This window comes from Actinoplanes sp. HUAS TT8 (genome assembly GCF_051380535.1).
Lineage (GTDB): Bacteria > Actinomycetota > Actinomycetes > Mycobacteriales > Micromonosporaceae > Actinoplanes.
The window spans coordinates 7,041,527-7,053,184 of the sequence record NZ_CP195646.1; the positions used below are offsets into that span (position 1 = coordinate 7,041,527).

Below are 11,658 nucleotides of genomic sequence, written 5' to 3' on the forward strand. Positions count from 1 at the left end.
CCCTCATGCGGAAGCCGGCAGGGCAAGGATCATGGTGAGGCCGCCTCCGGGGGTCTCTTCGGGGGTGAGGGTGCCGCCCATCGCCTCGGCCAGGCCCCGGGACAGGGCGAGCCCGAGGCCGACGCCGTTGTGGTTGTCCCGGTCGCCGAGGCGCTGGAACGGCAGGAAGACATCGTCCCACCGGTCCTCCGGGATGCCCGGCCCGTGGTCGATGATCCGCAGCTCCACGGTGTCGCCGTGACTGCTGCCGGTGACCATCGGCGGCCGGTCCGGCGGGCTGTAGCGCAGCGCGTTGGCGATCACGTTGACCAGGACCCGTTCCAGCAGACCGGGGTCGGTTTCGAGCAGTGGCAGGTCATCGGGCACACGCACGGAAACCCCACGGCCCTCCGGGCCGAGATCATCAAGCGCCCGGGGTACGACCTCCTCCGCCCCCACCGAGATCCGCGTCACGCCCAGCGCCCCGGACTGCAGGCGGCTCATGTCGAGCAGGTTGGCGACGAGCCGGTCCAGCCGGTCGAGCGACTCGTCGGCGGTGGCCAGCAGCTCGGCCCGGTCCTCCTCGTCGAACTCCACCTCGGCGCTGCGGAGTCCGGCCAGCGACGCCTTGGCGCTGGCCAGCGGCGTCCGCAGATCGTGGCTGACCGCGGCCAGCAGCGCGGTCCGCAGCTTGTTCGCCTCGGCCAGCGGTTTCGCGGTGGCCGCCTCGGCGGCGAGCCGTTCCTGGCGCAGCGCGACCGCCGCCTGGGCCGCGAACGCCTCGACGATCCGCCGGTCGGACGCCTCCAGTGTGTGACCCTTGAGCAGCACCAGCAGCCCGTCGTCGGCGGTGACCACGACGTCCGCGCCGGCCGGATCGGTGCAGACCGGCCCGCCGACCGCGGCGACCATCGCGCCGTTCTCCAGCAGCGCCACCGACTGCAGGGCGAACGTCTCCCGCAGCCGGTCCAGCAGCGCGACCAGCGGCCGCTGCCCGCGCAGCACCCCGCCGGCGACCGCGGCCAGGGTCTGCGCCTCGGCCGAGGCCTGCGCGGCCTGCCGGGTCTTGCGGGCCGCGGTGTCCACGACCAGGCTGACCGCGACCGCGACGACCACGAAGATGGCCAGGGCCAGCAGGTTCTGTCCCTGGGCGATGGTGAACCGCCCGTACGGCGGGGTGAAGAACCAGTTCAGCAGCAGGGACCCGGCGACCGCGGCGAGCAGCGCCGGCCAGAGTCCGCCGATCAGCGCGACGCCGACCACCCCGGCCAGGAACAGCAGGATGTCGTTGACCAGAGGCGGGTCCGGCACGGCGGAGAGCACGGCGGTGAGCAGGGGCAGGCCGAGCAGCGTGGTGGCGAAACCGGCGATCCGGCGCCCGCGGGACAGCGCGGCCGGCATCCGTTCCCGGCGCCGCCCCTGGCCGGCCCGTTCGTGGGTGACCAGGTGCACGTCGATCGAGCCGGAGAGCGCGGTGGTGGAGTTGCCCACCCCGGCGGTGAGCAGCTGGGCGAAGCGGCCCCGGCTGGACGCGCCGAGCACGATCTGGGTGGCGTTGACGCCACGGGCGAACTCCAGCAGCGCCCGGGACACGTCGGCCCCGGAGACCTGGTGGTAGGTCCCGCCCAGGCTCTCGGCCAGGACCCGCTGCCGGGCCAGCACGGCCGGGTCGGCCCCGGCCAGCCCGTCGTTACGGGTCACGTGCACGGCCATCAGGTCGGCGCCCTTGGTCCGGGCGGCGATCCGGGCCGCACGCCGGATCAGCGTGTCGCCTTCCGGGCCGCCGGCCAGCGCCACCACCACCCGTTCCCGGGTCTCCCAGGTGGCGTCGATGTCGTGGTCGGCCCGGTAGCGGTCCAGCTGGTCCTCGACCTTGTCGGCCAGCCAGAGCAGGGCCAGTTCCCGCAGGGCGGTGAGGTTTCCGGTACGGAAGTAGTTGCCCAGCGCCGCGTCGATCTTCTCCGGCTGGTAGATGTTGCCGTGCGCCATCCGCCGCCGCAGCGCCTCCGGCGTCATGTCGACCAGCTCGACCTGCTCGGCCGCGCGGACCACGGCGTCGGGCACGGTCTCGCGCTGCTCGACACCGGTGATCCGGGCCACCACGTCGTTGAGCGACTCCAGGTGCTGCACGTTCACCGTGGTCAGCACGTCGATGCCGGCGTCCAGCAGCTCGCGCACGTCGGCCCAGCGCTTGGCGTGCCCGGAGCCGGGCACGTTGGTGTGGGCCAGTTCGTCGACCACCGCGAGTTCGGGCCGCCGGGCCAGGACGGCCGGGAGGTCCATCTCGGTGAAGGCCACGCCGCGGTAGGTGATCTCGCGGCGGGGCAGCACCTCCAGGTCACCGATCATCGCCGTGGTGTGCTTGCGGCCATGCGTCTCGACCAGGGCGACGACGACGTCGGCGCCCCGCTCGGCCCGGCGGTGGGCCTCTTCGAGCATGGCGTAGGTCTTGCCGACGCCGGGGGCCGCGCCCAGGTAGATCCGCAGTTCGCCGCGCGCCACAGTCATTTCCCGCCGTTGTGCCTATCCTGTCGGTCAAGTGTGCCGACCATGACGGGAACGGCCGAACTGTTCACGCGTCACTGACGCTCACCGGTGGGATTTTGACGTTCTGTTCACGCGACGCTCTCACACCTCGTCGGCCGGCCAGACCAGCAGCACCCGGCACGGCGCGTGGTCGACGACGAACCGGCCGGCCGGGCCGAGGCTCTTCGGCCCGGCCCGGTGCGTGTCACCGTCGCGGGCCACGACCAGCACGTCCATCCCGGTGCAGGCGGCGACCACCTCGTGCTCGACGCGCCCGCGCAGGAAGACGGTCTCGGCCGGCCGCCCGAGCCGGTCCCGCGCGGCCGCCATCAGGTCGGACTCGGCCGCCTGCCCGGCCGCCTCGACGGCCTCCCCCGGGTCGCGGCGACCCCGGTTCGGCCAGCCGCCGCGGCCCAGCAACCCGGCGTAGGCGGCGTGCGCGCCGGCCGCGATGGCCGGGTCGAGCACGTGCACCAGCGTCACCGCGTCGTCCCGGCCGGCCAGTTCCCGGGCCGCGTCGACCGCCGCCGGCCACACGCCCTCGCGTACCCACACCAGCACGTTCATGCACAAAAGACTCTCAGCCCGGCGCGCCGCCCGCCACTTTTACAGCTCCGCGATCAACCGGGCCAGCTCGGCCGGACGGGTCAGCATCGGCCAGTGCCCCGAGTCGATGTCCACCAGATCCACCGATTTCGCCCGCGCCAGCTCGGGCAATTCCCCGGCGTCCAGCCATTCGCGGGCCTGCTCAGGGGTGAATTCCGGACAGACCAGGCTTACGGGTACGTCGTAACGACGCTCGTCGGTCAACCGGACGACGCCCCGGGCCACCCCCTCCGGGACCGGCTCGGCCACCGACTCGAACGCCGCCCGCGCCGGCGCGTCCAGGTCGGCCGCGTCCGCGCCCTCGAACGGCTCCCAGCCCGGGAACGCCATCACCCCGCCGTCGATCGGGAAGAACTCCGCGTAGGTCTCCCCGTCGGCCCGCGGGAACCCGCCGATCATCGCCACCCGGGAGACCCGTTCCGGACGGGCGTCGGCGGCCAGCCAGGCCAGCGAGGACGCGGCCGAGTGGCCGACCACCACGGTCGCGCCGGGCGCGGCATCCACCACGGCCAGCACCGCCGCCGTCTGGTCGTCGAGGGTGGTCCCGGGGCCGACCGGCAGGGTCACCGCTTCGGCGTCACGGCCCAGCTCGGCCAGCGCGGCGACGACGTCCGACCAGGCGCGGGCGGGCAGCCACAGGCCACCGACGAGAACGATCTTGTCTGCACTCATGGAGAGCAAAGTAGAACGGATTCCGGACGATTGGCTTCCGGTACCGTGCGCGGTGTGCCGGACGGTTCCAGCCCCACCGCGCGGGCCCTGCAGACCCTGGAGATCCTGCGGTCGCGGCCCGGCACGACCGCGGCCCGGCTCGCGGCCGATCTCGGGGTGACCGAGCGGGCCGCCCGGCGCTACGTCGGGATCCTGCGCGAGGCCGGCATCCCGGTCGAGTCGGTGCGCGGGCCGTACGGGGGTTATCGCGTCGGGCCGGGCATGCGGCTGCCCCCGGTCACGTTCACCGCCGAGCAGGCGCTGGGCCTGGTCATGGCCGTGCTCGACGCCAGCAACGCCGACGAGCTGGTGGGTGCGGCGCTGGGGAAGGTGATCCGGGCGTTGCCGCCGGGCGTGGCTGGGCAGGCGGCGTTGTTACGGACGTACGCGGCAATCGCTCCTGACCCGACAGCGGCCCGGACCGATCCGGCGACCGCGAGCACGCTGGTCACCGCCGTCGCCGAAAGGCGGCGGGTCGTCGTCGGCTACCGCAGCGAGCGCGGCGGCGAGTTCGAGGCCGAGGTGGATCCGTGGGCGGTCGTGGTCCGCTACGGCCGGTGGTACCTGCTGTGCCACTCGCATCGCGCCGACGCGATCCGGACCTATCGCATCGACCGGATCCGCACCGTGCGCCAGACCCCGCACCCGTTCACCCCGCCGGACGGGCTGGATCCGGTCAAGGTGCTGGAGGAGAACCTCGGCAAGGGTTGGCAGTACCCCACGCGGGTGCTCTTCCACGCACCGTTCGAGCAGGTCATCCCCTATATCCGGCCACCCATGGGCACCCTTGAGGCGGCCGGTGACCGGTGCCGGCTGACCGGGAGCACCCGCAACCCGGCGATGTACGCGCAGGAGTGGCTGCCGCTGATCCCGTTCGGCTTCACCGTCGAGGACGGGCCGGAACTGCACACGGCCGTCGCGGCCGTGGCCGCCCGGTTCGCCGCCGCCGTGGCCTCGCGGCCGGACGACGAGGACCGATGACGGCCACGCCCGCGAACGGTCACGCGAAGTAGTGGCCGGCGGCCAGATCCTCCAGCAGGGTCGGGTGGGTCGGCTTCCAGCCCAGGAGCTGCTGGGTCGCCTCGCTGGACGACCGGGAGTCGATCGCGAACAGCCGGCCGATCCAGCCGAAGTGCTCGTCGACCCGGCTGTCCGGAATTGATTCCACCGGCACACCCAGGCCGCGGCCGATCGCCTCGGCGATGTCCCGGCTCGTGACCCCCTCCTCGGCGGTGGCGTGCAGGATCGTGCCGGCCGGTGCGTCCTCGACCGCCAGGCGCACCAGCGTCGCGGCGTCGAGCACGTGCACGGCCGGCCAGTGGTTGGCGCCGTCACCGACGTACGCCGCAATGCCCTTGGTCCTGGCGATCTGGGTCAGATGAGCGACGAAACCGTGGTCACCGGCACCGTGCACGGTCGGCGCGAAGCGGGCGATCAACGGCCGCACGCCCCGGTCGGCCAGGGCCAGCGCGACCAGGGCGTTCGCCTGCCGCGGGTGGCCGGCACCGTCCGGGACGTCGTGCTCGGTGGCCACCCGGCCGCCGCCGAGTCCGAGAACCCCGGAGGCGATCAGCAGCGGACGGCCGGTGCCCTCCAGCCCCTCCCCCAGCGCCTCGATGGCCCTGCGGTCGGTCTCCAGGGCGTCGGCCATCCGTGAGAAGTCGTGGTTGTAACCGAGGTGGACGACGCCGTCGGAGTCGGCGGCCCCGGCGCGCAGCACCTCCGGGTCGTCGATGGTGCCGCGCCGGACCGCGGCGCCGAGCGCGGTGATCCGCTCGGCGGCGGCGTCCGAGCGGGCCAGGCCGGTGACCCGGTGACCGGCCTTGATCAGTTCGGCGACGGTGGCGGAGCCGATCCAGCCGCTGGCGCCGGTGACGAAGACGTGCATGACGACCTCCACGAAGCGTGATGTCACTTGATGACATGAACCATAGCGCAAGTGATGTCAGTTGGTGACATGACTAGGATCACGACATGGCGCGATGGGAGCCGGGAGCCGGCGGACGGCTGCGGGAAGCGGCGATGGAGCTGTATGTCGAACGCGGCTTCGAGCAGACGACGGTGGCCGAGATCGCCCAGCGGGCCGGCGTCACCGCCCGCACGTTCTTCCGGCACTTCACGGACAAGCGCGAGGTCCTCTTCGCCGGCTCGGAAGACCTGGTCACAGCCGTGGACCGGGCGGTCGCGGACGCACCCGCCGAGGCCGGCCCGATGGCCGTGGTGGCGGCCGCCCTGGACGTCGCCGGCGGCTTCCTCGGTCAGGACCACGAACGCAGCCGGCAGCGTCAGTCGATCATCGAGGCCAACGCCGAGCTGCGCGAACGCGAGCTGATCAAGCTGGCCAAGATGGGCGCGCGACTGGCCGACGGGCTGCGGGCGCGCGGCGTCCCGGACCCGGAGGCCGAACTGGCCGCCGAGTCCGGGCTGGTGGTGCTGCGGGTGGCGTTCGGGCGCTGGGTGTCCGAGAACGATCCGGGTGACCTGCAGACGCTGATGCGCGAGACGCAGGCCTCCCTGAGCGAGGTCCTAACCGGCTGTTGAGGTCAGGCGCAGGCCCGCCCAGAGCGCGAGCACGGCCGCGACCAGCGATAACGGGACGGTGGCGAGGCCCAGCAGCAGGAACTCGGACGTTCGCGGCGCGGCGTCGCGCGCGTGCAGGATCCGGCGCCAGAGCAGGGTCGCCAGCGAGCCGACGTAGGTCAGGTTCGGCCCCACGTTCACCCCGATCAGCACGGCCATCAGCAGCCCGGGCGAATGCGCGGCGGCCGGCAGCAGGACCAGGGTCGCCGGCAGGTTGTTCAGCACGTTGGCCAGCACCGCGGCCAGCCCGGCGACGACCAGCAGCCCCACCAGGTCGGCGTGCCGCGGCACCAGCCCGTCGATCCACTCCCCCAGGCCGTTGCTGCGGACCGCGAGCACGACCACGCCCAGCCCGAGCACGAACGCGCAGAACGTCGGATTCGCCTCGGCGACCAGGGTGCGCACGCGCAGCCGGCGGAACAGCGGGACCGCCAGCGCCGCCGCGCCGGCCGCCGCGACCCAGGCCGGCTGGACCCCGAGCGGCTGCAGCCCGGCGAACCCGGCCAACGTCGCCGCGAGCACCACCAGGGCATACCTCGGCGCGGGACCGGGCGGCGGCGGCTCCGAGGCCTGCCCGTGCAGGTCACGGGCGAAGAAGAAGCGGAAGATCACGTACTCGACGGCGACCACGGCGATCCACGGCACCGCCATCAGCGCCGCGAACCCGGCGAAACTCAGACCGCTCGCCGCGAACGCCAGCAGGTTCGTCAGGTTCGACACCGGCAGCAGCAGCGACGCCGAATTGGCCAGGTGCGTGCAGGCGTAGACGTGCGGGCGCGGACGCACCCCGGCCCGCGCGGCCACGGTCAGCACGACCGGGGTGAGCAGCACGACCGTGGCGTCCAGGCTGAGCACCGCGGTGGTCACCGCCGCCGCCACGAAGACCGCGGTCAGCAGCCGCTTCGGGCGGCCCCGGCCGAACCGGGCGACGGCCGAACCGGCCCACTCGAAGACCCCGTGCTCCTCGGCGAGATGCGACAGCACCAGGACGGCCGCGAGGAAGAGCACGGTCGGGAGCAACTCCCGTACCTCGTGGAAAGCGTCTCCCGGGGAGACCAGGCGGAAAACGACGCAGATCAGCGCCGCGGGAACCGCGGCGACAGCTTCGGGAAGACCGCGCGGCCGGGCGACGGCGAAACCGAGCACCGCGCCCAGCAGCACGAGCGCGACGATCGTGGACACCGCCGCACCCTGCCCGATCCGCCCCGCCGACAAACCAGCGGGGTCGGCCCCGATAAAGTCAAAAAACGCCTATTCGGTACGGAATCAGCTCACGCCACGGTCGCCGGATGTTCACTTTCCACGCGTCGCAGCCGCAACCGGGTGATCGCCCGGCCGGTGATCTCCACCACCTCGGCCGTGTGCCCGTCGATCGACACGGTCTCGCCCGGCGTCGTCGGGATGTGGCCGAGCCGAGCCAGGATCAACCCGGCGACGGTGGTGTAGTCCCCCTCGTCCTCCTCCTCGATCTCCACGCCGATGTCCGGCAGATCGTGGATCGGGAACGTGCCCGGCAGCAGCATCGCGCCGTCGTCCTCGTGGACCACCGACTGCACGTCCCGGTCGGTCTCGTCGTAGATCTCGCCGACGATCTCCTCGACCAGGTCCTCCATCGTGATGATCCCGTCGATCGCGCCGCGCTCGTCCACCACCAGGGCGAACTGCTGACGCTGGGTGCGCAGCTGGCGCATCGCGTCGGCGATCTTCAACGTCTCGGGCAGGAACAGCGGGGTGAACACGTGGTCGATGACGTGCCCCTCGGAGCCGATCAGGTCCCGCAGGTGCACCACGCCGAGCACGTCGTCCAGGCCGAGCGGCCCGGTCACCGGTGCCCGGGAGTGACCGCCCTCGACCAGGCGCCGCAGGCCCTCGGGGGACTTCATCACGGCCGGCAGGATCAGCACGTCCCGGCGCGGGACCAGGATCTCCCGCAGCGTCCGGTCGGCGATCTCGAACGCGCCGCTGATGATCGTGCGCTGCTCCGGGGTGAACTCCTGCTGCTGGGCGACCATGTCGCGGATCTCCTCGGTGCTGACCTCCTCCCGCCCCGCGTCCGGGTCGCCGCCGGCCATCCGGACGACCAGGTCGGTGGCCTTGCCGAGGAACCAGATCACCGGGCGCGACAGCATCGCCAGCACGTCGAGCGGACGCGCGACCAGCAGCGCCCAGCCCTCGGCGCGCTGCATGGCGACCCGCTTGGGCGCGAGCTCACCGACGACCAGGGTGAAGAACGTCAGCACGATGGTGATGACGAAGATCGCGGCCGGCTCGGCGGCCGTGCCGAGGAACCCGAGCGGGCCGATCAGCGGCTGGGCCAGCGAGACGGCCGCGGCCGCCGACGCCAGGAAGCCGGCCAGGGTGATGCCGATCTGAATGGTGGCGAGGAATCGATTCGGATCCCGCGCGAGGCGGGCCAGAGTGCGCCCGGTGCGGGTCTGCCGCTCCAACCGCTGCAACTGGCTCTCCCGGAGGGAGATCAGGGCCATCTCACTACCGGAGAAAGCGGCGTTGAGCAGCACCAACACCACGACGAGGACAACTTGCCACCCATATCCGCCCACGGCGGACATCAACTCCTTCGCTGAGGTCTCCCGCTCGGCGCCACGCTCCGGCGCCGAGTCAGGTCAAAGTACCCAGCGAACCTGAACGCCATTCTCAGGAACGGTTCTTTTTCACCGGTCGTCTCAACGGTTGTCCTCCTGCAGGACCTTCTCCCAGGTGATCGTCTTGCCGAAGACGAACGCGGTCGTCGCGATGATCGTCGTGCCGGCCAGCAGCAGGACCGGCCCCCACGCGGTGGCGTTGTAGCCGCAGAAGTCGTTCAGCGGCGTCGTCGGCAGCGACAGCGCCCAGACCAGGTAGGCCGACGTCGCCGCGGCCGACTCCACCAGCGGAACCTTGAACCGGGCGTTCGGCGCCACCTGCTTCTGACTGCGGTAGGACAACCCGATCGTGAGCAGCACCGTCGCCACCGCCAGCAGGATCAGCCAGACCCAGCGCGAGGTGTAACCGGCGTCGCACGCGGCACCCCCGGCCGGCGCGGTGACCGTGCCGAGCGCGGCCTGCACGGCCAGATAGACCGAGATCGTCTCGGTCGGCACGTACTTCACCAGCTGGGTGAGCACCGACCCGGCCACACTCGTCCCGGCCGAGCTGCGGGCCGCGTTCTCCCCGGCGATCTTGGCCGCGCCCGCCTCGGCCCCTCGGGACATCTCGTCGGCGGTCACCGCGGCCGCCGTCGCGGCCGCCGCCTTCGGGGATGCGCCGGGCGTGCCCTGCAACCGCAGAGCGGCGTCCTCCGCCATCGATGACAGGCTCACAGCGCCCTCCCCGGTCCTATTCGCCTTTGTCGAAATCGAGGCGACATTAGAACCGGCCCCTACACCTGTCAATGAATTCCACGTGTCCGTCAGACGACGCCGGATCTACCTGTCCATACTGGAAGATCGGACGATTGACCGGCCTCCGGGCCGCGGTGTTGACTGCGCGTCATGCCGATTAAGCGGTACGGCGTTCTACGGGCCGCCGTCATCGATCGCCGGATCGAGACCACCGACACTCCGCATTACCAGATCCACTTACGCGCGTCCGGCACCGACTACCGGGCCGCCGTCAACGTCCGCTCCCAGTCGTCCCCGCCCGACCTGCTCCACCTGGCCGTCGACAACTTCACCCACCCGGTGCTGGCCCAACTGGGCGCCCTGCCGGACGGCTTCACCGAGCTGGAGAGCCGCCCCGGCGGCCCCGCCCTGGACTACATCCGCAGCAACCTGTTCCAGCGCCAGGACATGCACCCGGTCCCCACCGCCGAACCCGGCCCGGAGAACGACCTCGGCGATTTCCTCGACCATTACGTCAGCCGCGCCCTCGGCGACCCCACCGCCCGCGCCTACATTTTCGGCCAGGCCTGGGGCCCGGAAACCATCGCCGACAAGATCTTCCATTTCGCCCCCGGCAACGGCGTCCACGACATCCACATGAACCAGGGCAACGACGGCCGCTTCGCCGGCGACGACGGCGTCTTCCAGGACGGCGGCCTGCTCCTGCAATTCGGGGAGCGGTGGGTGGCGATCTTCCTGGCCTTCCAGAACCAGGCCTGGCACACCGACGACATCACCGGCCACCGCCTGCCCGAGATCCCGAACCCGGGCCCCGCCCCGACGCCCGGCCCCGGCGAACCCGACCACGTGGTCCGCATCGTCGCCGCCCTGGCCAACCCGATCGGTCCCGCCCCCGAGCCGGAGACGGTCACCCTGCTGAACGCCTCCCCGTCCGCGATCGACCTGACGGGTTGGTCCCTCCTCGACCGGGCCAACAACCGTTTCCCGCTCCAGGGTTCCCTCCCGGCAGGCGCCACCCTCCAGGTCTTTCTGGCGCCCCCCATTGCTCTGGGCAACCGAGGCGGCACGATCACCCTCTTGAACGCCCAGTCCCTGAAGGTCGACGGAGTCGCCTACACCGCCGACCAGTCCACCAAAGAAGGCTGGACCATCATCTTCTAAACAACCGACCCGCTGCAGCGCATGCCGCCTACACCGACCGCCTCTCCCGAAGCAACATTGCAATGGCTCGATCAGCGACGCGAGTTAGCTGGATGCGTGTAGCCGGAGAGCCGCGACAACCTCTCGACTAAAATCGTCACAAAGAGCAAGAAGTTCCTGCCCCTCCGGCGCGGCAAATAACTCTCGCGCCGACGTCATGCCCACCGCATCATGGCACCTATACTCGATTTCCAGGTTCCGGCGTCCGAAATAGCCGAGCCCATATCCGACCAGATCCTCGCCAGCCATGCCGAGATAGGACTGCCGGTCACCCTCAGCTGGATCAGCTTCAGCCGACAACTCGATAATCTCGTCCATATAGTTGCCAACCTTACGAGGGATTTCGACAATCGCCCGAATTTGCTCGGCTTCAAGACCCTCCCAAGCCTCGTGCAATAGATCTATAGCCATGACTGCGTCCAGTTGAATCTCCTCCACGACTGTGGGCTCGATCTCATCCTCCCAGAGGGGCGCAGCACTCTCCTCTTCTACAAGACCATTGAACTCGTCGGCCCATTCTGCGCTGCCAAAGTCCCGAGGGGGCCGCACGAGAGCCTCGAACCAAGATCGATCAAACCCCCAGTCCTCGGGGAAGTCGAATTCCAGCAATGGGGCATGGAGTCGCCTGATTGCCAGAAATGCCACCGCAAAACGCTGCCAGCGATCTATACCATCAATCCTGCTGGTAAGCGAATCGTCGTCGTTCCAGTCCATC

Annotated in this window: 11 protein-coding genes; 3 read left to right on the plus strand and 8 right to left on the minus strand. The window is 71.0% G+C overall.

Translation table 11 applies throughout. The annotated features are described in order from the left end of the window. Nucleotides 1-3: 3 nt before the first annotated feature. The 3 genes from ACSHV8_RS31145 to ACSHV8_RS31155 form a co-directional block, all read right to left on the minus strand. Nucleotides 4-2,481 (minus strand): DUF4118 domain-containing protein, encoded by a 2,478-nt coding sequence (locus ACSHV8_RS31145; protein ID WP_436536960.1) that lies wholly within the window; start codon nucleotides 2,479-2,481, stop codon nucleotides 4-6. A 126-nt stretch (nucleotides 2,482-2,607) separates the two neighbouring features. Beyond that, entirely contained in the window at nucleotides 2,608-3,072 is a 465-nt protein-coding gene (locus ACSHV8_RS31150; RefSeq protein WP_436521496.1) for a universal stress protein, read from the minus strand. A gap of 39 nt (nucleotides 3,073-3,111) precedes the next feature. Continuing rightward, nucleotides 3,112-3,783 (minus strand): alpha/beta fold hydrolase, encoded by a 672-nt coding sequence (locus ACSHV8_RS31155; protein ID WP_436521498.1) that lies wholly within the window; start codon nucleotides 3,781-3,783, stop codon nucleotides 3,112-3,114. A 54-nt stretch (nucleotides 3,784-3,837) separates the two neighbouring features. On the opposite strand from ACSHV8_RS31155, the gene ACSHV8_RS31160 reads away from it, so the two are divergent. Continuing rightward, the gene (locus ACSHV8_RS31160) at nucleotides 3,838-4,803 is read left to right on the plus strand and encodes a helix-turn-helix transcriptional regulator (RefSeq protein WP_436521500.1); all 966 of its coding nucleotides are present in this window, start codon (nucleotides 3,838-3,840) and stop codon (nucleotides 4,801-4,803) included. 19 nt (nucleotides 4,804-4,822) lie between these two features. Here ACSHV8_RS31160 and ACSHV8_RS31165 read toward each other — a convergent pair whose 3' ends face one another. Then, nucleotides 4,823-5,737, minus strand: coding sequence for an SDR family oxidoreductase (locus ACSHV8_RS31165; protein WP_436521502.1), 915 nt, complete (start codon nucleotides 5,735-5,737; stop codon nucleotides 4,823-4,825). Between the two features lie 59 nt (nucleotides 5,738-5,796). Between ACSHV8_RS31165 and ACSHV8_RS31170 the strand changes: the two genes are divergently transcribed. Next, a complete protein-coding gene (locus ACSHV8_RS31170; RefSeq protein WP_436521504.1) occupies nucleotides 5,797-6,363 on the plus strand; it encodes a TetR/AcrR family transcriptional regulator in 567 nt (188 codons plus the stop codon). Here ACSHV8_RS31170 and ACSHV8_RS31175 read toward each other — a convergent pair. The 3 genes from ACSHV8_RS31175 to ACSHV8_RS31185 all read right to left on the minus strand — a co-directional run bounded on the left by ACSHV8_RS31175 (nucleotide 6,349) and on the right by ACSHV8_RS31185 (nucleotide 9,722). Then, entirely contained in the window at nucleotides 6,349-7,584 is a 1,236-nt protein-coding gene (locus tag ACSHV8_RS31175) for an SLC13 family permease (RefSeq protein ID WP_436521506.1), read from the minus strand. The two genes, ACSHV8_RS31170 and ACSHV8_RS31175, sit on opposite strands and share 15 nt — an antisense overlap. Before the next feature lie 89 nt (nucleotides 7,585-7,673). After that, nucleotides 7,674-8,972, minus strand: coding sequence for a hemolysin family protein (locus ACSHV8_RS31180; protein ID WP_436521508.1), 1,299 nt, complete (start codon nucleotides 8,970-8,972; stop codon nucleotides 7,674-7,676). 114 nt (nucleotides 8,973-9,086) lie between these two features. Continuing rightward, nucleotides 9,087-9,722: a hypothetical protein gene (locus ACSHV8_RS31185; protein WP_436521510.1), complete on the minus strand. Its 636-nt coding sequence runs from the start codon at nucleotides 9,720-9,722 to the stop codon at nucleotides 9,087-9,089. A 171-nt stretch (nucleotides 9,723-9,893) separates the two neighbouring features. On the opposite strand from ACSHV8_RS31185, the gene ACSHV8_RS31190 reads away from it, so the two are divergent. Further along, the gene (locus ACSHV8_RS31190) at nucleotides 9,894-10,904 is read left to right on the plus strand and encodes a DUF2278 family protein (RefSeq protein WP_436521512.1); all 1,011 of its coding nucleotides are present in this window, start codon (nucleotides 9,894-9,896) and stop codon (nucleotides 10,902-10,904) included. A gap of 84 nt (nucleotides 10,905-10,988) precedes the next feature. Here the strand turns inward: ACSHV8_RS31190 and ACSHV8_RS31195 are convergent, their stop codons facing one another. Continuing rightward, nucleotides 10,989-11,657, minus strand: a complete 669-nt coding sequence (locus ACSHV8_RS31195; protein WP_436521514.1) for a hypothetical protein — start codon at nucleotides 11,655-11,657, stop codon at nucleotides 10,989-10,991. Nucleotide 11,658: the final 1 nt, after the last annotated feature.